Annotated in this window: 19 protein-coding genes; 7 read left to right on the top strand and 12 right to left on the bottom strand. The window is 53.6% G+C overall.

Going from position 1 to position 23,049, the window contains the following annotated elements; translation table 11 throughout:
- Nucleotides 1–204 precede the first annotated feature (204 nt).
- The 3 genes from P3X23_RS03800 to P3X23_RS03790 all read right to left on the bottom strand — a co-directional run bounded on the left by P3X23_RS03800 (nt 205) and on the right by P3X23_RS03790 (nt 4,034).
- Complete coding sequence (locus tag P3X23_RS03800) at nt 205–2,670, bottom strand: ATP-binding cassette domain-containing protein (RefSeq protein WP_300873298.1); 2,466 nt, start codon at nt 2,668–2,670, stop codon at nt 205–207.
- A 150-nt stretch (nt 2,671–2,820) separates the two neighbouring features.
- A complete protein-coding gene (locus tag P3X23_RS03795; RefSeq protein WP_300873296.1) occupies nt 2,821–3,420 on the bottom strand; it encodes a hypothetical protein in 600 nt (199 codons plus the stop codon).
- A 380-nt stretch (nt 3,421–3,800) separates the two neighbouring features.
- The gene (locus tag P3X23_RS03790) at nt 3,801–4,034 is read right to left on the bottom strand and encodes a DUF3417 domain-containing protein (protein ID WP_300873294.1); all 234 of its coding nucleotides are present in this window, start codon (nt 4,032–4,034) and stop codon (nt 3,801–3,803) included.
- 38 nt (nt 4,035–4,072) lie between these two features.
- On the opposite strand from P3X23_RS03790, the gene P3X23_RS03785 reads away from it, so the two are divergent.
- On the top strand, nt 4,073–5,182 hold the full coding sequence (locus P3X23_RS03785) for a hypothetical protein (protein WP_300873292.1): 1,110 nt from the start codon (nt 4,073–4,075) through the stop codon (nt 5,180–5,182).
- Here the strand turns inward: P3X23_RS03785 and P3X23_RS03780 are convergent.
- A complete protein-coding gene (locus tag P3X23_RS03780; protein WP_300873290.1) occupies nt 5,104–6,090 on the bottom strand; it encodes an RsmB/NOP family class I SAM-dependent RNA methyltransferase in 987 nt (328 codons plus the stop codon). The genes P3X23_RS03785 and P3X23_RS03780 overlap by 79 nt on opposite strands.
- A complete protein-coding gene (locus P3X23_RS03775) occupies nt 6,068–6,808 on the bottom strand; it encodes a DUF561 domain-containing protein (protein WP_300873288.1) in 741 nt (246 codons plus the stop codon). Before P3X23_RS03775 ends, P3X23_RS03780 begins: the two co-directional genes overlap by 23 nt.
- 904 nt (nt 6,809–7,712) lie before the next feature.
- Between P3X23_RS03775 and recJ the strand changes: the two genes are divergently transcribed.
- Nucleotides 7,713–9,977 carry a single-stranded-DNA-specific exonuclease RecJ gene (gene recJ / locus P3X23_RS03770; RefSeq protein WP_300873286.1) on the top strand — a complete coding sequence of 755 codons (2,265 nt, stop codon included), beginning with the start codon at nt 7,713–7,715 and terminating at the stop codon, nt 9,975–9,977.
- 20 nt (nt 9,978–9,997) lie between these two features.
- Here the strand turns inward: recJ and P3X23_RS03765 are convergent, their stop codons facing one another.
- Complete coding sequence (locus P3X23_RS03765) at nt 9,998–10,138, bottom strand: photosystem II reaction center protein Ycf12 (RefSeq protein WP_300873284.1); 141 nt, start codon at nt 10,136–10,138, stop codon at nt 9,998–10,000.
- Nucleotides 10,139–10,747: 609 nt separating this feature from the next.
- On the opposite strand from P3X23_RS03765, the gene larE reads away from it, so the two are divergent.
- Nucleotides 10,748–11,560, top strand: a complete 813-nt coding sequence (larE, locus tag P3X23_RS03760) for an ATP-dependent sacrificial sulfur transferase LarE (protein ID WP_300873282.1) — start codon at nt 10,748–10,750, stop codon at nt 11,558–11,560.
- Here larE and P3X23_RS03755 read toward each other — a convergent pair.
- A complete protein-coding gene (locus P3X23_RS03755; RefSeq protein ID WP_300873280.1) occupies nt 11,532–13,004 on the bottom strand; it encodes a helicase C-terminal domain-containing protein in 1,473 nt (490 codons plus the stop codon). The genes larE and P3X23_RS03755 overlap by 29 nt on opposite strands.
- A 41-nt stretch (nt 13,005–13,045) precedes the next feature.
- Nucleotides 13,046–14,539 carry a UDP-N-acetylmuramoyl-L-alanyl-D-glutamate--2,6-diaminopimelate ligase gene (locus P3X23_RS03750; RefSeq protein ID WP_300873279.1) on the bottom strand — a complete coding sequence of 498 codons (1,494 nt, stop codon included), beginning with the start codon at nt 14,537–14,539 and terminating at the stop codon, nt 13,046–13,048.
- Nucleotides 14,540–14,881: 342 nt separating this feature from the next.
- Between P3X23_RS03750 and P3X23_RS03745 the strand changes: the two genes are divergently transcribed.
- Both P3X23_RS03745 and glmS read left to right on the top strand, forming a co-directional pair.
- The gene (locus P3X23_RS03745) at nt 14,882–15,187 is read left to right on the top strand and encodes a hypothetical protein (protein WP_300873277.1); all 306 of its coding nucleotides are present in this window, start codon (nt 14,882–14,884) and stop codon (nt 15,185–15,187) included.
- Nucleotides 15,188–15,227: 40 nt separating this feature from the next.
- Complete coding sequence (glmS, locus tag P3X23_RS03740) at nt 15,228–17,108, top strand: glutamine--fructose-6-phosphate transaminase (isomerizing) (RefSeq protein ID WP_300873275.1); 1,881 nt, start codon at nt 15,228–15,230, stop codon at nt 17,106–17,108.
- Nucleotides 17,109–17,196: 88 nt separating this feature from the next.
- Here glmS and P3X23_RS03735 read toward each other — a convergent pair whose 3' ends face one another.
- A complete protein-coding gene (locus P3X23_RS03735; protein ID WP_300873273.1) occupies nt 17,197–17,523 on the bottom strand; it encodes a 2Fe-2S iron-sulfur cluster-binding protein in 327 nt (108 codons plus the stop codon).
- Nucleotides 17,524–17,740: 217 nt separating this feature from the next.
- The gene (locus P3X23_RS03730) at nt 17,741–18,514 is read right to left on the bottom strand and encodes an FHA domain-containing protein (protein ID WP_300873271.1); all 774 of its coding nucleotides are present in this window, start codon (nt 18,512–18,514) and stop codon (nt 17,741–17,743) included.
- A 175-nt stretch (nt 18,515–18,689) separates the two neighbouring features.
- Here P3X23_RS03730 and P3X23_RS11935 point away from each other — a divergent pair, with 175 nt between their 5' ends.
- Nucleotides 18,690–18,932: a hypothetical protein gene (locus tag P3X23_RS11935; protein ID WP_367186507.1), complete on the top strand. Its 243-nt coding sequence runs from the start codon at nt 18,690–18,692 to the stop codon at nt 18,930–18,932.
- Here P3X23_RS11935 and P3X23_RS03720 read toward each other — a convergent pair.
- A complete protein-coding gene (locus P3X23_RS03720; protein ID WP_300873270.1) occupies nt 18,929–21,691 on the bottom strand; it encodes an SMC family ATPase in 2,763 nt (920 codons plus the stop codon). The two genes, P3X23_RS11935 and P3X23_RS03720, sit on opposite strands and share 4 nt — an antisense overlap.
- A 330-nt stretch (nt 21,692–22,021) precedes the next feature.
- Between P3X23_RS03720 and P3X23_RS03715 the strand changes: the two genes are divergently transcribed.
- Complete coding sequence (locus P3X23_RS03715) at nt 22,022–22,381, top strand: hypothetical protein (protein WP_300873268.1); 360 nt, start codon at nt 22,022–22,024, stop codon at nt 22,379–22,381.
- Nucleotides 22,382–22,392: 11 nt separating this feature from the next.
- On the opposite strand, the gene P3X23_RS03710 is transcribed toward P3X23_RS03715, so the two are convergent.
- Nucleotides 22,393–23,049 (bottom strand): thiamine pyrophosphate-binding protein (locus tag P3X23_RS03710; protein WP_300873266.1); only part of this gene is annotated, 657 nt, incomplete at its 5' end.

The raw sequence follows: 23,049 nt of genomic DNA, 5'->3' as shown, positions 1-23,049 counted from the left end.
GGGTTTGAATCTTGGTGGCAGGCAAGGGGGGGGCGACAATGGGAATGTAGTCGCGCCCGTACAGGGAAACAACATCCGTCTCCATAGCTGCGGCAGCGGTCTCTATTGATTTTCTTAGGCGGGAAAAATCTTGGCTTTTTGGCTCAATCTTTTAATCTTCCTCCAGTACTCGGGCGATCGCAATAGGTAAATATAGGGATGGCCTTAGCCTTTGCGCCGTTGCCAAAACGTGGCCATGCCTAGGTAAATCCCGCTGTGGAGAATCAACATTCCCCAATTTAGTAAAAGGTTACCCCAAGTGGGAGCATAGACAGGGGTGGGATCAAAAGGCTGGGGGGGTGGTTCAAAGAGGCCGAAATCAAGGGGCGGCGGTACCATGCCATTCACGTCCATCAAAGCCCCATAGGCACCCATCGTCCAACGGCCAATGGTCAGCCAAGAGAGGGCAGTCGTTACTCCCGTGAGCTTAAAGAGGACGCCGGCAAAAATAATTTGGGGCAAGAGCAGGGGCGGCAAAATTTTGCTGGCCTGATCAGAATTCGTCACCGCCGCCGAGAGGAACAGTCCCAAACAGAGACTAGCCACAAGTGTCAGGAAGGTGGTGACCCCAAACCCCAGCGGCCAAGGGAGGAGAGCCCCCTTCGGCAGACCAAAGGCCAAGACTGCCACTAGGGTAATGAGCAGGGTTTGTGCCAACGCCATCCCTTTCCCAAGGGTAAGTTTGGCTGCCATGTAGGCCCAAAGACTGAGATTGGCAAGGCGTTCGCGGCGGTAGATGGCCACCTCTGTAATCAAGGCTTGCGCCCAGCCGGAGAGTCCTACCCAAAGACAGGCACAGGTAAAGACAAAGAGAATGCGCAGGGTTTGAGCAGCTTGCAGCAGGCTGGGGGGTTCTTGGGGCACAAAGGGGGAGCGATCGAGGGCAAAGCGGGTGAGCAGCAGAGCAATAGGGACGCTGATTAAGTTGAGGACTAGGTTTAGGCGATCGCGCCACAGGAGCTGCCACTGCCGTTGACACAATACCCGCCATTGATAGAAGTGAGGTGGAGCGGGTCGCTGCAGCGGCGATTCCACCCTAGGGCGGCTCTCAGACCCAAGAACACCGGTGCTCTCAGAGGGGCACCCCATGCTGAGGTGACCGACAAGGTAGCGTTGATAATCGGCGGATTGGCGAAATTTTTGACTCCACTCGGCACTATTGGCGGGGGTCAAAAGGGCATAGATTTCAGCGACCGAATTCAAGGGGCGATCGCCCGTTGGACTAAAGAAGTGACAAGCCTCATTGGCTGGACCAAAATAACAAAGGCGGCCGCCAGCACCCAGAACCAGCACGCGATCGCACAGATTCACATGACTGGTGGCATGGGTCACCAAAATAATTGTGCGTTCTTGATCCGCCAATTGCCGCAGCAACTGCATCAGCAAAAAGTCCAAGCCCGGATCTAGACCAGAGGTGGGCTCATCAAGGAGAAAAAGCTTGGGATTTGCCAATAGCTCAACGGCAATACTCAGCCGCTTGCGCTCACCGCCACCGAGGCTGGCGACCCGTTGATGTTCAGTACCCGTTAACTGCACCTGTTCAAGCACTCGCTGAATTGCTGCCCTGCGGTTTTGGGCATCGGTATCCGCTGGTAAGCGCAGCTGCGCCGCGTAGTTTAGAACTTCAGCCACCGTAAGGCGGGCATGGACAATATCCTCTTGAGGTACATAACCAATCTGGTGGCGGTAGGTGGCAAGATTGCGATGCAGATTGAGACCATTGAGCAGCACCTGTCCTTCCTGAAGGGGATCTAGTCCCATCAACACCTTTAAGAGCGTGGATTTCCCCGTGCCACTGCCTCCAACCACACCCACAAGCTGCTTTGGCTCCGCCACAAAGGAAACATCTTGTAAAAGGGGGCGATCGCCCGCTGGCGTTTTTACCCGTCGTTGCAATCCCCAGGCATCAATGCGAATGTGACTGCCCTGATCTGTGATTTCTAGAGTCTCGTGGCGGTAGAGCAGCACAAAAGGTCCAATGCGAATTTGATCGCCGTTGCGAAGGGTGTAGGGGGCTTTTACCAGTCGATCGTTGACATAGGTACCGTTGCTGCTACCCAAATCCCGTAAAACATAGAGACCTGCATGGGTGTGATCGATGCTGGCGTGGCGCAGAGACACCGTTGGGGCATCCAGTTGCCAATGCTGATAGCTGTTGCTAGCTGCGCGCCCCAATGTGAGTGGCCACTCCTTGAGGGTTTTGAGGACAAGGCGGCGCTGCTGGGGTAAGGGGGGTGAACTTGCCGTTCCCGAGAACTGGATTTGCACCAACAGCTGTACTTTGTTTTTCGGGTCTTGACCAATTTCTAGGCGCAGCGTTTCCCCAAGGGCAAAACCCTCTTCAATGCCGATACGACAGTGATTGTAGAACGTGCCATTGGTACTGCGGCGTTGATAGCCATCCCCATCCCAGAGGTAGTAGGTTGTCCCCTGTTGCTTAAACACGGCATGGCGGCCGGAAATCACTGCCCAAAGCGGATCATCGGGCACCACTAAATCTGCCCACTGGTGATCTCGTCCCAAACGATGCTCTGGCTGTGTTAGGGCGTATGTCAGCGTTTCTCCCTGACTTTCAAGGGTGAGGGTGACAGTGGGGAGATCAACAATTGTTTTAGGGGGGGGCGATCGCATAGGGTCTGATCCAACCGGTGCCCAATGGCAACAGTTGATGTTAATTGGCTAAGTTCTAATTTACCGTTACCCAAAAGGGAGCAGTGACAATTTCTTCTCCCCGCCGGAACTGTCCCCAGAGCCTATAGCGTCCGGGGCTGGGAAATTGGGTCATAAAACAATGGTCTCCTTAGGCTGGCGATCCAAGGCATGGGCATGGAGATAATCAGAGGGTTTGAGGGGAGTCGTGGCCCGCAAAATCACCAGATGTCCTGCTTCCCCAAGGTAGGGGCGTAAATCTGGAAGAGGTTGTTGGGTGCTGGCATCCCGTAAGCGAAAAGCAACTGCTACTGGCAATCCAGCTTTGAGAGGCTGAGGCAGTTTTAGTTCAACTGCTGTTGTGTCAATCACTTGAGTGGTTTGGGCAATTGGGGCAGGAGCTGCGGGCGGCGTCCCTTGAACCGCAACCGGAAGCATCGCCACTGTTTCTTTAGCACCAGCAGGTTTGTAATCGGCAATGAGGGTGTAGCGGCCTCCTTGGGGCAATGTGGTTGTGACCTGAAATTGACCTTCACCTAGATAGCGGGGATGGAGGTGTTGAAATACTTGAAAATCCTCACTGACAATGATCAGGTGCATCAGCTCCTCTTGGAAACGCTGAAACTGCGTCACTGCTTCGCCAGTATGGGTGCGAATTCCCAGTGTGAATGTGGTTGGTTGTTGAGGAATAGGGGTGGGGGAATTGACCAGTTCAGCGTGGGTGGTCGGCACACCGCTGCTGTGATCCTGACTTGGCGCAGCCCGGTGGTGGCCATGGTCGGATTCTGGGGTGTGGCGACTTGTTTTTGTGGTATCGCAGTAACGATAGCGATCGCTCCGCCCAATAGGACTGCTAGTCCGACAATTATTGATTGTATAGAACGCAGTTTAGCCCTACTTCAGTTTCTCCAGCAATGGGTCAGAAGACGCAATTATCAGGTTTATGGGTCTTTACAGTCTTTCTCTTGCAATATGCGGCGCGAATGCGGAGTTCTTGACCTTGGGGAGTCGTGATCAGTTTCAGGGGCAGGGTATAAAAATCATTACTGGGGTTGATACCACCTCTGCACGGGCTGGGCATATTCTTGAACTTGACGCCTGACCCGTTCCATCTATGCCAAAAAGCCATTGTCGGTAGCCGCCTCCAGGAGACGATCTTGGCGAATGCGGCTCAACAGGGCAACCGGAGTGTGGTTTGTTTGCTCCCACAGGTCTGGATCGAGCCGCTGAAAGAGGGCGATCGCCTCTGTGTTCCACGTCCAGTAGAGATTGTGAGCCAGTTCCCGCAGGGGTTCCAACGATTGTGGCAAATGGAGGCGAACGTTCAACGGGCAGATGGGCTTCATAGGGACTGCCAGCGTCGTCGTTTCTATCTTAATTTCCTATGCGCTTCGAGTATGATCTGCTGATAGTGGCGGCAAGTCCCTTGGCGTTGGATCTTGCCTATCGCTGTGCGGCATTGGGGCGGATTGGCTTAGTCATCCCAGCCGCCGATGGGCAGTGGCAATGGCAGTGGCAACGCTGGTGGCTCTCACAGTTTCCGCCCCTGAGGTTGGATGCGCAGCATTGGCAGAATTTTCAAACCCATCTCAGCTATGGACAACGACGCTATGCCCCTAGGGTTTTGAACCTAGCGGGGGTAGATGTCATTACAGGCACAGGTCAATTTGTCTGGCAGCCGCGCTGTCATTTTCAACTGGGGGGCGATCGCCTGTACGCACGGGGCTATTTACTTCTGGATACCCCTGCTGAACTGGAGAGTCAGCATATGGATGCCCTCAGTAGAATTGAGCGGGTCTGTTGGCACCACTGGTCTGGTCAGCCCCCTGATCCCAATGGACAGGGTTTGCCGCTTGTGACAACAGAAGATGCGTGGTTCAACGATCGCCTGCACGCTGCCCTGAGTAGCCTAGGTGTAGGGGTTCCCCCACTAGGAAGGCGTAAACCGCCCGATCCGACCCCTTTGAACTTACAACCTCTTCAGCGGGATGCCCAAGGTTGGTTGCGACTCAATGGGCAAGGCCGCACGAGCCATCCCCAAATCTATGCCTGTGGCGGTTGGCAGCGGGGATACAACTTGCCTTCCTTGACGCAATTTGAAGCTTTTACCATTGCCCACAACATTTTGCAGCGCAAATCCCTGCCCCTAGATTACTATCGCCAACCGTGGTGGATCGCCCTCCCTGTGCCCCTTGCCCGTGTGGGGTGGAATGCCCGCCAAGCCCAGCGCCGCTTTCGAGAACCCCTTCACCTCTGGGATATTCTGCATTTTAGCCCCGCCGGCCAAAGCCTTGGTCAAGTGGTGATCGGTGGCCGCGGCCAGCTTCTTGGGGCAACCCTGATGGGGCGGGAGGCGATCCCCAGTAGTCGCATTCTGGGGCAATGGCTTCAGAAGGATGCCCTCACTGCCGTCACCTACCTCGGCTGGGAAGTGGAGCGCCAGCGCCAGCGATTGCCCAGATCGGGAATGGGTCTTGACTCCCCCAACCCTTGATGCTGCCAGAGAACGGTAAAGGCGCCCGCCCCTTCCCCCTGCTGTGGCCAAAGACGATAGCAGGGAAACGCCGCCAGATGGGATTGGTAGGGGGCTAACACTGGCACCTTTTGAGGAATCAGGTGTGGAAACGTGGCCATGAGCCAAGTGGCCACCCCCTCATTTTCATCCTGACTAAACGTGCAGGTGCTATAGAGCAGCCATCCCCCCGGCCGCACAAGGGTGGTTGCTGCCGCCAGAATCCGTTTTTGCCGCCGTTGGTTGTGGCGAATCGTCACTGGATGGAAACAGCCATCGGCTTTTTGTCCCTTAGCAAGCAGGGATTGACCAGAGCAGGGGGCATCTACGATCACGACATCGGCAGTGCCTTGAAACTCAGCAGCCAGTACTTCAGTATCCCAAGAGGTGACGCCCACAGGATGCACTCGACAGCGCTTGAGATTACCAATGAGCATCCCTACCCGTTTGCCAATGGTTTCGTTGCACAGCAGATAGTGGGGGTGGAGCGATCGCCAAGCAAACAAGCTCTTCCCACCGGGCGCTGCGCACACATCAATCACCAATGATGGCTCCTGGGGCAGCGTCAACAACGGCACGGCCGCAAATACCGAGGAGCTATCCAAACAGTAGTAGGCACCTGCCTCATGGAGTGGGTGTTGACCCGTGCGGCTGCCGGGTGCAAAGCGACTGACCCAAGGGGGTTGCCAGGGAAGTGGCGGCAATGGCTCAAAGGGTAAGGAGGAAGTTGGCTCTCTGCACCAAAGCACCGTGGCAGCATAGGCCGGGGGAATGGTGAGAGCTTCTAAAAAACACTCCCGATCGTGGGCACTCTCAAAGAGACGGTTGGCACAGGCCACAGCCAATCGGGAGCACTTCGCCACAGGTTTAGCAGCGGACGGCAATGGCACCTTTAACCGCTGCAGCAAGGGCACGTACACTGGCCACCATGGCCACTTCACTATTCAGTTGGTTAACAGCTGAACCAACCCCCACACCCGCAGCCCCAGCGGCGATCGCCAGCGGAATCGTCACTGCCGAAAGACCGGAAGCACAAAGCACGGGCACAGAAACAGCGCGGGAAATTTCATAGGCGGCCGCCAATGTGGGAGCAGCTTTTTCAATCAGACCCAACGTGCCACTGTGGCGGGGTTGGCTACTGGTGCCCCCCTCAGTTTGAATAACATCGGCGCCGGCGGTTACCAAGGCCTCAGCAAGGGCAACCTGTTGATCTAAAGGCAGTGTGTGGGGCACAGTCACCGACAGCATGATCTGGGGCAGTAACTCGCGAGTTTGGCGCGTTAACGCCAGCACTTCCTCGGCGCTAAACAGCCGCCCTTGGGCATAGAAGCTATCGTAGTTCCCAATTTCGACAAGATCGGCGCCAGCGGCAACAGCATTCAGCAGTTGGAGTGGCTCCACCGCAGAGACGCAGACTGGCAACCTTGTCAGTTCTTTTGTAAGGCGCACCAGTTCAGGGTCAGCCGCAATATCCACAAAGGTGGCGCCCCCTTGATCGGCAGCGGTCACCACTGCCCGCACGCGATCGCGATCAAAATTGTTGAGACCACTAATAATCTTGAGAGCAGAACGCTGTTCAAAAGCAGCAGCTAAACGCGGATGCAGCATAGGCTTGAAACTTTCCATAGTTGTGCATTTTTTTATCCTACAGCGCTTTTTACAACCCCTGGCAGGGTAACCTCCTTTTGACAGACAGAACACTGGAAAAAGTGCTTCATGACCAAGTAGTAGTAAGCCAACAACTCTGCTTAACGGGGTGTGATCCTTTCTTGGAAACAAAGACTTTGTCAAGAAGTCGTACTAGAGGGGGGCTAGATACTGTCCCAAAGGAGACAAATCTTTTCCTCGCTATCCCTGCTCTCACTTTCTAGTGTGACTTTGAAACCTTTGCCTACATTTTTCAGCTCCCTATGCTCACACCTCAATTACGGTAAATACCCAGAAGTGTTAAATCTTGTAACAAAGCTTAACACTTTAAGCCTGCGTCGAGCGGATGCGAGAGGCCACCAGTAGCTCTGGCTGCCAATCAACGCTCCAATGCACTATTGAACATCGCCGACGGAGTTCTAGTTGCAAATATCTCCACTTGCCTAAGGATAGACTTGACAATTTTTTCAAAGGATGCCATGATAATTTGGTTACTTTTCTATTTTCCAAGGAAAGAATACCCACTTCTTCCCTTGTTTCTAGTCTCTCAATCTATCATTCAACACTTCTGTATTATTTGATTATTGAGATTAAAGGTCAGGAGAACGAACAGAGTCGAACGAAACACACTTACCTTGACAAATAGTGCCGTGCAGTCAATGGACATGGTGGATTTGGCACTTGGCAGTGGGCGGTTGCACAACAACCTGAAGAAATTGGGGATATCCTCAAACGACACGGGAAAGTAACGACGGCAGACTAGTAATATGTTTCCCCGACTCGCCTGGCTTCAGATGCAAACACACAATCTTCAACCATTTGGAGCGCAGGCTGTGCTCGTTCCAATAACTTACTCCACCGTGTTATGGATGCTATCTCCAATCAACGTTGGTTTCTTCCCTCTATTGATCCAAACGGTTGTGAGGCTCTAAGGCAGGCGCTGGGCTGCGATGCTTCCCTTGCGGAAATTTATCTGCGGCGTGGTTTAACCACCCCTGCGGCGGTTCAGGAATTTTTAGAGCCAGAAACGCTGAAGCTTCCTCCCCCAAATACGGTCTTTGCTGATTTAGACCGAGCGGTGACGCTACTACAACAGGCTATTGTCCGCGGGGAAAAGATGATGATCTGTGGCGACTATGATGCCGATGGTATGACCAGCACGGCGCTCCTATTGCGTGCCCTGCGCCACCTCGGAGCTGACATTGACTACGAAATTCCCTCCCGCATGCACGAAGGCTATGGTCTCAATGAGCGCATTGTGCAGGAGCACTATGAGCGCGGCGTCAAACTCATTCTTACAGTGGACAATGGCATTGCTGCTTTCCAACCCATTCTCAAAGCACGGGAACTGGGACTGACGGTGATTGTAACCGACCACCACGACGTGCCACCGCAACTCCCTCCTGCCCACGCCATTCTCAATCCAAAACTTGTTCCTCCCACCTCCCCTTACCATACCCTTGCGGGGGTAGGGATGGCCTATATTTTGGCTTTGTCCCTTGCTCAGCAATTGGGGCAATGGCGAGAACTAGTGCGACCGTTGCGGGAGCTGTGCACTCTGGGAACAATTGCCGACCTAGCGCCTTTGACCGGCGTGAACCGCCGCTGGGTGAAGCAGGGGTTGCAAACCATTCCCACCTCGCCCCTTGTGGGCATCCAAGCCCTGATGCAAATGGCGGGGTGTTTACCCGCAGAAAACACTTCCCTCACACCAGCAGCGGTGGGGTTTCACCTAGGACCGCGCATCAACGCCGTGGGCCGCATTGGCGATCCGCAGGTGGTCATTGAGTTGCTGACAACAGAGGATGCCGACCGTGCTCGGGAACTAGCGGCCATTTGCGAGGAAACTAACCGCCGTCGTCAGGAGCTGTGTGCAGAGATTGAGGCACAGGCGATCGCCCACTTGGAAGCAACAGGCTTTGATCCCCAACAGGAATGGGTTTTAGTGCTTGTCCAGCCCAACTGGCACCACGGCGTGATCGGTATTGTTGCTTCCCGCTTGGTAGAACGCTACGGCGTGCCGGTTTTTATTGGCACCTATGAGGACGAGACCACCATTCGCGGTTCAATTCGCAGTATTCCTGAATTCCATGTCTTTGAAGCCCTTGAAGCAACCAAGGATCTGCTCTTGAAATATGGTGGTCATAAAGCCGCCGGCGGGTTTAGTCTACGGGCAGAGTATTTGGCTCCTTGGCGCGATCGCCTGCGCGCCTTTGCTCAAAGCTGTCTCAAACCAGAGGATCTGCGTCCCCTCATTACCCTCGATGCCGAAGTCTCCTTTGAACAACTGAACTGGGACTTTTATACTCAAGTGGAGCAACTGCAACCCTTTGGCAGTGAGAATCCCCAGCCTATTTTCTGTAGTCGCGGGGTCAAAATTCTCGAACAAGTGCCCATGGGTCAGCAGGGGGAACATCTGAAACTGACCCTAGAGCAGAATGGTCAGCAAATGCTTGCCAAGGCTTGGCGCTGGGGTTCATTTTTCCCATTGCCCCCCAACGTGGATATTGCCTATCACCTCACAGCTCACACGTGGAATGGCGACACCCGGTTGGAACTTGAACTCAAGGGAGTCAAACCCTCCCTGGCGTGGCACGTTCCTGATCCGCCGAGTCACCCGATTCCCCATTGGCAACCCCTGCCGCCGTTGACCACGCTCCTACCGAAGTTGCAGGACAATGTTTTGCTCTATGGCTATGGTCGTCCTAACATCCCCCCCCATTTAACGAGCGCAACTATTCATTACGACCGCCCCCGCGATCGCTGTCGAACCCTCATTCTCTGGTCACTGCCCCCCTCTTCTACCCATTTGCGCTGGCTATTGGCCGTGGCTCAGCCCAAAGTGGTCTATGTGGGAAAGCAACAACCCGCGATCGCCCCCCTAGCTCCCCTCATCCTCGCCATTCAAAATCACCTCAGGGAAACCACTCAGATCAATCTGTTAGCCCTGAGTCAAACCTATTGGATTGCCCCTTGTACGCTAGTCGCGATCCTGCGCCACTTGGGCTATTGCTGCGAAGACTTTGCCCCCACCCTAAGCATTGCCGAGGAACTAGCACGACTGCGCCGTTGGTATCAACTAGAAGCCAAAGATTTGGCACGGCTTGCCCAAACGTGGGGGACATCCTAATTCCTTAAAAAGACAATGACTTACAGGTTGCCCCGACGCACTGCCAACAAGAAAATAATCATCGGCCCTGCAATGCCAATCATGGTAATCATGGTTAATTGGGCAATGACCTCAAAGTTGATATTGCTAAGAAATTCAATAATGCCATTGAAAATTCCCATAGGTTCTCCCGAGCAATCAGCGGTTATTAGTTCGTGATTTTATTTTAGAGCAGGGGGAGCACTCACAGCATTTGGTTAATGGGCGCTTGAGCGTTTTGCTCCCATCCCTAGGGTGACATACTCCCGACGGCAAGCTTCTCCGGTCTTTCGACCTTCGCGTTTTACCGTGAGCCGATGCAAGCCCACTTTTTTGATCAGCAATGCAGAGTTCACATCTTGCGGCATAGGTACCAGCGGGGTTGACCTTCACAACCGACCGCCCTGCTATCCCAGTGTCATCGTGACTACCCTGGGGGAACGTGAACGTCCGGTAGCGATTCGGTTCCTTAACTGAGGCTTGCCGCTACGCTGATTTAAGCTGCTTGCCACCAGCGGTCTGTTTTGGCGTTGCCCAAGTTCATTCACAACCTAAAGGCTGTTTCTAGTTGCAGGCTGCGGGTGAACAAGTTCTATGGGAAGTCGCTGCTTTGGGATGAGTTCTACTTCATCGCCAGTTGGGGAGCGGTGGAAGCAGTACGTTGAGCAGCAAGATTCCCCTTCGGAAGAGCGCGGGGCTTCCTGCCGATTAGCTAAACTGTAGGAGCAGAATTCTCAAAAAATGAGTCGGTGATGGGCGTGGACAAACTAGCAGCTTTACGCAATCTCATTGGCGAACTCGATCAAGCCTTGATTGCTTACTCTGGCGGTATTGATAGTACGCTTGTGGCCAAAGTTGCTCAGGATGTGTTAGGCGATCGCGCCGTGGCCGTCACGGCAGTTTCCCCTTCGCTTTTTCCAGCGGATCTAGAGGATGCATGCATTCAGGCGGCGGCCATTGGCATTCGCCATGAACTCATTGAAACCCATGAACTGGAGAACCCCAACTACGCCACGAACCCTGTAAATCGCTGCTACTTTTGCAAAAGCGAACTCCACGATCGCCTGCGGGAACTGGCTCAGGCATGGGGCTATGACTATATTCTCGATGGCGTGAATGCCGATGATCTCCAAGACTATCGTCCGGGCATTGCTGCAGCCAAAGAACGGGGGGTGCGATCGCCCCTTGCCGAGGTGGGAATTAGTAAACTAGAGGTGCGAGAAATTGCCAAATCCCTTGGGTTGCCTTGGTGGAATAAGCCCGCCCAACCCTGTCTGAGTTCACGCTTTCCCTACGGTGAAGAAATTACCCTTGCCAAGCTACAACGGGTCGGCAATGCCGAATACTACTTGCGCCAGCAGGGTTGGGAACTCTGCCGCGTCCGCAGTCATGGCGATACCGCTCGGATTGAGGTGCCCCAAGCGCAGATTGTTGACTTTGTAACGATGACCAACCTAGAGAAGCTGGTGAGCCACTTTCAGTCCTTGGGCTTTACCTATGTCACACTAGATCTCGAGGGTTTTCGCAGTGGTAAACTCAACGCGCTGATTGGGCGCGATCGCTAACGCGGTTGTAGGGACTGAGACTCTGGAGGATTTCCCGACCATAGCTGCGTGCTGTGAGCCGTCGATCTAAAATGGCCACCAGTGTTTCATCCTGACGCACAGGGGCAAGGGCACGATCCAGCACCGTCAAGCACTCCGGTAAAAGATACTGGCGAAACCAGTCCTGCTTTTGTTGCTTGTGCCATTCAATGCGGGCACTCACCACTGCTTTTTCCGGCGAGGGCAAAGGCAGTGTGGTTAAGACCAATAGCGCCGGACAGGGTAACTGCGCTCCATACCGCAGCCAAAAGGTCTCCCCCGTTACTAAAATCGTGTTCGTGTCAAGGGTTGGCGTCTCCACCTGTACCCGCGAACCGTAGAGGGCAGCCAATTGCGTGGCCAACTGCTCCCGCAGGGGAACATCACTGGCGAGGATCACAGCTCGTTGATGGCCAATTGTGCCAATGAGATCGTAGAGGCGCCGCAGGACAGCCGAGGCAAACTCTGGAGTATTGGGCAGGGGCAAGTCTTCGGCAATCAAGAGCGTAATGGCTTCGCTGTGGCGATCGCTGGCAAACTTAATCGTCGTTTGGGGGGGCAGCCCCAGTTCCTGCTGCACATAGGCCAAAGGGGAGTCTGTATCTGGTCCACTCCCAATGAGAACAAAGGGTGCCTGCGACCAAAGACCCTGAAAATAGGAGCGGAAATTGAGAGGGTGTCCTTGGAGACTGAAGTAGCCCACCGTCGGATGGCGGCGTCCCCAAATCACCGTATCACTGCGGTTGAGGTAGTCCCGCAGTTGCAACCATTGGGAAGGCAGCGCCTGCGGCCATTGATTAAGCAGCTCAAGGAGGGGTTGCTGCTCTGAAGGGGTGAGTAGGTAGTCTCCATAGGGGTTGGCGGGTCGCTGAAACAGGTGCTGTGCCAACTGAGCATAGACTTGGCGAATGGCTCCAAGGGCACTGGGCATGGCCAGTTTCAAATGCTCCCAATCGCTGGTGGTGATTGTGCAGGTCATCTGCTGCTGGGCAATTTGGGGCAATGCTTCAATACCATCAATGATTGTGACGATATTGGGATGGGCAGTGGCTTGGCGACACCAGTCCTCGAGACTCATCACCAGCACTCCCTCAAAGGCTGGCTGCGGACAGTGGCTGTGCTGAATTGGTTTTGTAACTGCAAGAAACGTCAGCAGTTCAGGAATTTCTTGATGCAGCAGCCGTGGCAGTCGTTCTTGGGGCACCACTAGCAGGGCAGGCTCAGGATACAACAGCAGTGGCAGCAGATAACTCAGGCCATAGCGATGCTGCAACACTGCTCGCTGGGTAACCTGGAGTAAGCACCCCCGCCGTAGCCGCAGAGCACGGGCAACCAACCGCGCCAAAGTGAGATGATGAGGCCAGCGGCGATCGCCACTGCTGCGTAAAAATGCCCGTAATTGGCGGTGAACCTCTGCCTCAATCACAATCTGCTCACTGTGGAACAACAATCCCCTATTGTGGCACGTCAGCCTTGATTCAGTTGTTGTTTGCGCCGCTGTTCAAGGGCAGTACGGGCTTCTTCGCGATCATCGAAGTGGACTTTTTCAGTGCCGAGAATTTGGTAGTCCTCATGCCCCTTACCGGCAATGATCACGCCATCGCCGCCAGCCGCAGTTAGAATCGCCTGCCGAATTGCTTGGCGGCGATCGACCTCAACAATCATTGGTGTTTGCGCTGGAATACCGGCAAGGATGTCCTCGAGAATCCGGCGGGGATCTTCAGTGCGCGGGTTATCGGAAGTGACCACTATTTGATCCGCAAGCCGAGCAGCAATGGCCCCCATTTGCGGACGCTTGGTACGGTCGCGATCGCCCCCACAGCCAAAGACACAGATCAGCTTGCCCGGAATGAAAGGACGGGCAGCTTGCAATAAGTTCTCAAGGCTATCGGGCGTATGGGCATAATCCACCAGCACCGTTATATCTTGGTCTGGACTCAGGCGCACCTGCTCCATCCGCCCCGGCACGCCCGGAAATTCGCGAATGGCTGCCAACATTGCCTCTAGGGGGAGTCCCACTGCTGCCCCCATGGCGATCGCCGCTAGGGCATTGGCCACATTAAACTGTCCCACCAACGGAGCGTCTAGGGTGCCGCTACCAATCGGCGTGTGAATGACACCCGTTACACCATTGACACGATAGTTGAGATTCTCAGCCCAAAAATCAGCATCCTCGCTGAGACCGTAGGTCCAGTAGCCCTCTGGTGGCAATTGCTGCGCTAGGCGCCGCCCAAAGGGATCATCGGCATTGAGAATGGCTCTGCCCTTGAGGTAGTCTGGCGAAAACAGCTTAGCCTTAGCCGCAAAATAGTCCTCTAGATCGCGGTGATAGTCCAAATGATCCTGGGTCAAATTGGTAAAAGCCGCCACCTCAAACTGACAGCCCCACACCCGATCCTGCGCTAAGGCGTGGGAACTCACCTCCATAACTCCAAACCGACAGCCCGCCGCCACTGCCGCCGCCAATTGCTCCTGAAGGGTCACCGCAAAGGGCGTGGTGTGACTGGCAATCTCACAGTGTCCTGGCCAGCGACTGTAGAGCGTCCCCAAGAGTGCCGTTGGATAGCCCACACCGTTGAGCAGATGTTCCACCAAGTGGGTAGTGGTTGTTTTCCCGTTCGTACCCGTAACCCCTAGCAGGCTGAGATGTTGACTGGGGTAATTATAAAAAGCAGCCGCGAGGCGACCGCAGGCACGCTCAATATCGGGCACTACAATCACACAGGCCTCTCCCTCAGGGGGTTTGGCTTGAGGAGACACCACCGCAGCGATCGCCCCTGCTGCCAAGGCGCTCGGCCAAAAATTGCCCCCATTCACTCGCGTGCCGGGCATACCGATAAATAACGAGCCATGCTGACACTGCCAAGAATTTGTACTCAGGGACTTCACCTGTTGATCGAGGGCAGGATGCTCAAAGTTCGCCGTAATCGCTGCCGCTGTCAGGAGTTCCCGTAGGTTCATCGCCGTACATCTCCAGTGATAGGCCGTTTAGGGTATTGTGGCACTACGGCACCCGCCTGGAAAAGATAATGAATTACGCCAGATGGGGAATTTTGCCAGAGGAGTTCCAGTTCCTGCAAAAGCACGTGCCAGTTTGTGAAGTGTCTTGAGTTGTACTGAAACCGCATGGACAGTGCCAGATAGGCGTAATTGCTGAACACAGCAAGTGAGGAGAGTTGCAGGCTGTCTCTTTGGACTCCTGTGACAATTTTTGCCTAAAGCTTGCCTTTTGTTAAAAATCCGATAATCTAGTTCATAAAAATCCGATGAATTAATCTTTTATTAAGGTGTGGGTGTTGGGTGATGAGTGAGTGGCACAAGTTAGAGTGGAACATGAATGATGAGCAATGGCAAGCGATCGCCAATTCTCGCCGCCAAATTGAGCAATCGTGGCATAGGACAATTCGCCAAGTTCAAGTTTCCTCCCGAACCCCCCCGAAATCCTTAGACGGGATCACCATGCCGGCAGTTTCCCATCCGCGTTCAATTCAACCCATTGGCATTCAACCTTGGCAAGCTGAATTCACCCAAGAACGCTTTGCCTCCCGCTCACGACTTCCCCTGAAACGGTCGCAAGTGGAACTGCCGCAGTTTGCCAGCCGTCGTTAGAGCACTCCCGTTTATCTTTAATGAGAGGTTCATAAATATTATGTGTGGCATTGTTGGTTATGTTGGCCCCCAGCGAGCGGCACAAGTCCTGCTTCAGGGGCTGCAAAAACTGGAATATCGCGGCTATGATTCCGCGGGGATTGCCACACTCAATGAGGGGAAACTCCTCTGTGTCCGCGCCAAGGGGAAACTCCACAACTTGGCTGAAAAAGTTGAACAACTGGACATTGTTGCCCATGTTGGCATTGGCCACACCCGTTGGGCAACCCACGGTAAACCAGAGGAACACAATGCCCATCCCCATCGCGACAGTCGCGATCGCCTAGCCGTGGTGCAAAATGGCATTATTGAGAACTACCGCGAACTGCGGCAGCAACTCCAGGGGCGAGGTCATGTTTTCCGCTCGGAGACAGATACAGAGGTCATCCCCCACCTGATCGCTGAAGCGTTGCCTGAGACCCCCACCGCCAATGGCCTCCTAGAAGCAGTGCGTCAAGCCATCCATCAATTGACAGGCGCGTTCGCGATTGCCGTTATCTGCGCGGATTATCCCGATGAATTGATTGTGGTACGGCAACAAGCCCCCCTTGTGATTGGCTTTGGCCAAGGGGAATTCTTCTGCGCCTCGGATACCCCAGCAATCATTCCCTACACCCGTGCTGTTTTGCCGCTGGAAAATGGTGAACTGGCTCGGCTGACGCCCACAGGGGTTGAAGTGTATGACTTTGAGGGACATCGCCTGCGCAAAACCCCCCGCACCCTCAACTGGAACCCCGTCATGGTGGAAAAGCAGGGCTTTAAGCACTACATGCTCAAGGAAATCTATGAGCAGCCGGGGGTAGTGCGCACCTGTTTAGAGGACTATTTACGAGCCGATTGGGAGGTGAACAGTCCCTTTAGCCCAGTGCAGTTGAACCTAGACGCCAGTCTTTTGGACAATCTGCAGCATGTTCAAATTGTTGCCTGTGGAACAAGTTGGCACGCTAGCCTTGTGGGCAAATATCTGCTTGAGCAGGTGGCGCAAGTTCCCACCAGTGTACAGTATGCCTCAGAGTTTCGCTATGCACCGCCGCCCCTGCTCCCCAATACCCTGACCATTGGTGTCACTCAGTCAGGGGAAACCGCAGACACCCTTGCAGCCTTAGAGATGGAACTAAAACGCCGCCAAGGACTTGAGGGCGCTTTTGAACCCCGTTTACTGGGGATTACCAATCGCCCGGAAAGCAGTCTGGGTCATCTGGTTCCCCACATTATTGATACCCGTGCGGGCATTGAAATTGGCGTGGCCGCTACAAAAACATTTGTTGCCCAACTGATGGCGTTTTATTTGCTGACATTAGAGTTGGCTTGGCGGCGCCAGTCTTGCGATCGCCCCCGTTTAATGGAGCTAGTTACGGGCTTGCGCCAATTGCCGGCTCAGATGGAGCAAATTCTAGAAAGCCAAGAACGCTATATTGAAGCCCTTTCCCACGACTTCGCTGAAACTCAAGATTTTATCTTTTTAGGACGCGGGATTAACTTTCCCATTGCCCTCGAAGGTGCCCTCAAACTCAAGGAAATTAGCTATATCCACGCTGAGGGTTATCCTGCGGGTGAAATGAAACATGGCCCGATCGCTCTCCTCGATGCTAAAGTGCCGGTGGTAACGATCGCCATGCCCGGCAGTGTCTTTGAAAAAGTCCTTTCCAATGCCCAAGAAGCCCGTGCCCGCGATGCCCGCCTCATTGGGGTCACCCCCCTTGATGAAGCTGAAGCCCAGCACACGTTCGATAACCTTTTACCTGTACCCGAGGTTGATGAGCTTCTTTCCCCCATCCTGACGGTGATGCCCCTGCAACTGTTGGCGTATCACATTGCTGCCCGCCGTGGCTTAGATGTAGATCAACCCCGCAACCTCGCCAAATCGGTGACTGTTGAGTAGCTTTCCACTTTCAGCATCTAAGGGGCAAGGCAATTACAAATTCACGCCAACCCGATAGTCAAGTCAAATTAAAACTATAATAAATTGATTAAGTCAAATTCAATAAATTATCTTCTTCGTGGGTTGAGATCACACAATCAGATGTGGGATAAGCGGCACACAGGAGCACAAATCCAGCATCCAATTCTTTGGGCTTTAGAAAGGAGTGATCGGACTGATCCACAGTGCCTTTGATAATGCGACCGGCACAGTTGACACAAGCACCCGCACGGCAGGAGTAGGGCAGAGCAATGCCTTGGGCTTCAGCAGCATCGAGAATATACTCGTCGGCATGAACGCGAATGGTTTTATTCAGGCCTCGTGCTTCGTTAACGAGTGTAACATTATAAACTTTGCTATGATCTCGCTTTGTCATTCAAGTTCTCCTAAAACTTACTTCTAAAATGCTGGTGTGTTTGTCCACTGAACTCATCTCTTTAAGAGCAATAAGAGCGATCGCAACCCCACAAGCAGTTGTAGGACGCATTCATGATTGATTTTATTTTAGCAAAGGGACTCAGGGAAGGCACTGTTATACGGGATTGTTTATACTTTGAAACTATTTATTAGAACAATCAAGGATCTGGGTTGAGCTAGTTGCGGGTTTGAGGAGCAGGTGGTGCACCCTGCGGTTGACTGGGGGAAACCCCCGATCGCCAAACTGCTCCAACAATGACGGCAACAACCACAATGGCGATCGCCCCTAGACCCAAGAGGCTGGTTTTTAAGCCTTGGTTTTCTTTTTCATGGATGGTTTCTTTGTTGTTTCCCTTCGGCTCGCTGTCGCTCTCACTGCCTAGGGTATCTTTTGCCGGTTCGGATTCAGGGTGCAATTGGGTAGCTACGGCTGCCGCCAATTCACGGTTAGGGGTTCGCCGCAGTTCGCCACTGAGTTCCATACCCACAAGGGTTTCCTTGGCTCCCCGCAGATCAGATTTAATGCTTTGAAAGGCAATGGATTGCAGATATTGGTTAAACTCGGTGTCCGCCATCGAGAGCATGAGATAGGACGCCTTGGCTTTACGACCAAAGAGAATAACATCGCCGTGTTGCAACTCGTAGCTACTGATGCGCTTGCCATTGACAAAGGTACCATTGGTGCTGGGTTTGCCATTGGCATTGCCATCCACAAGGCGATAGCGATAGCTGGTGGTGCCAGGGACAGGTACCCGCAGGAGAATGGCGTGCTGACGGGAAACTGTTTCAAAATCAATAACAATGGCGTTACTCTCATCACGGCCAAGGGAGTAGGCCGCTGCCTCCAGGGCGATCGCCCGCCGTCCATCAACGGTATTCAAAATTAAGACGTGACGTTCCTGTTGCAGGCTATTCATGCGATGTATCCCCCGTGTTTCAACAGCCCTCAAGAAATCATCTCCTTTGCAAATCTGAATACCTCTCGCCTTTCTCTTTACTGAAGACAGGAGCGTTACAAAACATGACACTTCCACAAGTGGTCTAGGCTGTGGACTTACTTCTACCTTTGCCTGTTTTACCTAGGGTTGCTGTGATACTGATCACATTTAAGAAAGTTTTTAGAGAGTGCCACAAATCGTAACAAGTCGTTATCCTTACCCCCGCGGCAAGAAAAGCGACCTAAAATTAATTTGGTTACTGTGGATTCAACGGTGCTTGGAGTTTATTCCTATGGCCACAGACTTTAATCGCGGCATTATGAAGTTTGATGGTGCCGACAGCCCAGCGATGATCGCGATTTCTGCCGTTTTGATTCTTGGCTTCATTGCGGCACTGATTTGGTGGGCCCTTCAGACCGCTTACGCCTAGGAGAGCGATCGCTCCAAATGGATCGTGTGCTCTGTGAGGGCTTCAAAGGTTTCATCGTGACTGATAACAAAAAGCTGATGAAAACTTTTGAGATTGCTGAGGCTCTCGGCCAGTTGCTGGCGGCGCATCTGATCCATATTGGTGGTCGGCTCATCAAAAAAAGCAATGTCAGTGTTGACAAGTACCCGCAGCAGGGCGAGGCGCACCGCTAGGGCAGCACACATTTGCTCACCGCCAGAGAGGCTTTTGAAGGGTCGCCAGTAGCCCCCTTCATTCATCTGAATCTCGTAGTCCGATGTCCACTGAAGCGCTACATCGGGACGGTTAAGAAGTTCGCGCAATAGGCGATCGGCTTCAGCGGAAACCGTGTGCAGATAGGCTTCACTGACGCGAGGGCCACTTTTGTTGAAAATGTTGCGGGCAGTCTCAATCAGGTGGTGGCGCTTTTGGGCAGCCACAAGCTGCTCTAGGGTCTTTTCCTTTTGAACAGCAACTTCCTCAAGATACTTGAGGGTTGCTAGGCAGTTTTGATACTGCTTTTCTTTTTCGGGAAGGGCACCTAAGAGCCGTTGATAGTGGCGGTGTAAGTTCTCGTAGCGATCGCGAACGGCTTCCAGAGCAGCTAAATCAACGCCTTGCTCTTGGGCTTTGTACTCTGCTTGGGCTTTGGCAAGGGCGGCTTTCAACTCATTGGCCGCTTCGGTGGCTGTTCTCAGAGCAGCTTCATAACTCTCGACTTGGGCGGCCTGCTGTTGATGTTGGAGATAGGTATCATAGCTGGGGCGCAGGCGAGCGAGTTCATCGCTAAGCTGTTGCCGCTGTTCCTCAAGGGAGGCATAGTGTTGGCGTTCTTCATAGAGGGGGGTGAGGCGAGCCTCGAGGGTGGCCCGTTCGTTGCACAAACGCTCATAGTCCGCCTCTAGCTGGGGGGCTGCTGCCTGCTGTTCTAGTAACAGTTGCCGCTGGACATGGGGTTGACCAAGGCTGGCGCGTTTTTTACGTAATTGGTTCAAGGAGCGTTCAAGATCGGCAAGTTCTTGGCTCAGGGGTTCGAGGAGTTGCTGGCGATCGCCCAATTGCCTCAACTCTGCTGCCAAACGGCTGCGTTCCTCCTCCAGGGCTTGGGCTTGCAAGAGCGATCGCTCTGCGGCGGCAGCTAGGGTAATATCGGTTTCTAACTGTTCCAATGTGCGAGTGAGGGCAGGAATGGCTTCGGGATCGGTGAGGGTTTGGCGCAGCGCCACAAGTTGATCCAAGAGCCAGTGATAATTCTGCTGAAGCTGCTCCAGTGCCCCTAGACCCTGTTGAACAGCGGCGGCAACCAAGGAAAATTGCTGAGCAGCCGTAAGGCCTGTAATGGCTGCCGTAACAAGGGCATCGGTTTCCGTAGCTTGGCCTTGAGCCGTATTGAGAATGGGATCGAGAGTGGCAGCAAAGGCATGGGCAGCGGTGGCATGGCTGAGTTGGGCTTGGAGTCGCTCTCGTTCTACTTGTTTGGCCCTCAAGGTGGCGGCTAAGGGACGCTGTTGCTCTAGGGCTTGCACCTGTTGAGTCATTTCCTCAAGGCGGGTTTGTAGTGTTGCTGCTTGTTGTTTGAGATGGCGCAGTGCTTGATCTGCCTGTTGGGCTTGCTGGTAGCGCGCTTCAAGGGGGGCAATTTCGGCGTCGAGGGTATCGGCAGCGGCAATTTGGGGTTCAAGGGCAGCCAGTTGGCTGGCAATAGTGGCGATCGCTTGGCGCTGGCTTTCAAGAGTGGCTAATTGGGTAGCAAGCTTTTGGTACTGCTGCTCTAGCTTGCGAAGGTTTTGTTCCAGGGTGGTTCGTCCCCGCAGTTGCTGGTCGAGTTCTTGGTAGCGAGCCTCCTGCTGCCGATAGCGATCGTAGTCGAATTGCAGTTGCCGGCACCGGGCTTGACTCTCGCGGGCAGCGGTCAACTGGCGCTGGCGATCCCGACATAGTTCCTCCTGCTGGCGGAGTTGCGCTTCGAGGCGTTCGCAGGTTTGCCTCAGCCGGTGCAACGTTTCAACAGCAGCTTCGTATGCCTGTTTTTGGGCGGCCAAGGCCTGACAGTCTTGTTGTAATTCCTCGCACTGCTGGCGATCGCGCTCTAGCTCCGCCGCCAAAGCCATTGCCTGTTGTTCATACTGGGGGCGAGTCGCCAATTCTTGTTCCTGTAAAGCCAACTGGCGCTTCAGCGACGCCACCTGCTCTTGGGAGAAATTTACAAGTGCTAAGGCGTTGTCAAAGGCTTGGCGATAATCACTCACCTGTAAAATGGGTTCAAAGACTTGGCGCCGCTGGGCGGGTGGCTTAAGAAAATCCGCCGTTATCATTCCTTGGGGAATGCCAATGATCTGCTCAAAGAGATCCCTAAGGGGAAAAGCACTACGGATGCCGAGGTGTTCTTGCAACCATACTTGAACATCTTCACGCAAGGAGAGGCCTAGGTCTCCCACTTGGGGATCGTAAATTGAGTACCCAGTTTGCGTATTGCGCCGCACCACATAGGAGCGACCATCCACTGCTGAGATAAACTGCACCGTCGCCTCGGCACGCTTGGCTCCCTTGCGAATAATGGCCTTATTAAAGCCACTGCCATACCCAGAGGTCGCATCGAAGAGTACCCAAGCAATGGCTTCAAAAAGACTGGTTTTGCCCGCCCCATTTTCCCCGCAAATGACGTTCACCCCCGGTAGAAACTCAAACGTGCGATCCTGATGGGTTTTAAAGTTTTTTAGAGTCAGTCGCTGAATTTCCACTGCATCTCCCCAAGAACGTTTGATGCTTTTACAAAAATTTACTCGGGCTTAAGTCTTTTTGAAAAAGTAGCCGTTGACCAATGACTTTTTCTAGGCTGGAGTTATAGTCATATCCCTGTTTTCCCTGTTTCCAGAGTCAATGTCAACTGATTGGTGGTGCTGAATTCAGCACTTTAGGCTCTTGAAACTGGGTCACCTAAGGTTGGGGCAAGTGCGCACTTTTTCAGGCATACCTTGAGTGCCGAGGGTTGATGATGTTTCACACTACTATCTTCCCCAAAGGCAGTTGAGTTGACAACTACAGCATTCCACCGCGAGAGGATTTGACCTGTGGATTTATTACATAAGCAGATTCTGGTTTTAAGTAACAAAATTGATGCCCTGTACCAGATTGTTGAACAACTTAACCAAAAGGTTTCTAAGGCCTTAGAGGAAGGACGGCTCAAGCCGTTGCCCGCAACCTCTGCTGAGGAGCCTCCCCTAGCAAAACGTCGCCCTTTGATGAGTACCCCAGAGCACAAGGATATTTTAGTGGATGATGACTACACTCAGGTACGCCATCTCAGCAGCGATCGCCCCCTGAGTCCAGAGATTCAAATTCAACGGCTCACGGCACAGCTCACCGCCGCCTATAACCAGATTGCTGCCCTTGAGGAGCAGTTGCTTTCCCACCACAGCCATAGCCACTGAAGGATGAAAACTCAGCCCCTGAGGTCTGCAAGTACCTGCTGTCGCCATTGGGCATTGCGGTGGCGATCGCTCCTAAATTCCAACAGCCGTATCTTTGGCCAAGGGGTGTGGCGAAGTTGTGCCTCCACATCTGCCCAGTCCTGAAGATAGTGATAGGGAACGCCGTAGGCGGCGGCAAGACAACGAAAATCCACCTGCTGGGGCGTGGCAAAAAAAGTCTCAAAGGGGGGATCAAACTGGCGAATGGGCAAATGCTCAAAAATGCCGCCCCCCTGATTATTGATCAGCAGCACTGTGAGACACCCTTGAAATTGAGGGGTGATTAGCCAGCCATTGGTATCGTGCAAGCAGGCCAGATCGCCGGTGATCAAGAGGGTGGGTTGACCGCGATGGGCCACCCCAAGGGCACTAGATAATGTGCCATCAATACCGTTGGCTCCCCGATTAAAGTAAAAGCGATGGGGGCGATCGCCAGCACGCCAAACACTCTCGACATCGCGCACGGGCATACTACTGGCAACAAAAATCGCCGTTTGCGCTGGCAACCACTGGGGCAGGTGATAAATTAATTTGGCTTCACAAAACCAGTCAATGGTCTCAAATGTCCGCTGCAGTTGTTCATGTAGCCGTTGATCGCAGTCTTGCCAGTCCTTGAGGTAGGGGTTGGC

It is taken from the genome of Thermosynechococcus sp. Uc, from assembly GCF_029335995.1.
Classification (GTDB): Bacteria; Cyanobacteriota; Cyanobacteriia; order Thermosynechococcales; family Thermosynechococcaceae; genus Thermosynechococcus.
The sequence above is the reverse complement of the archived record's forward strand: the minus strand, read 5'-3'. Positions and strand labels throughout refer to the sequence as shown.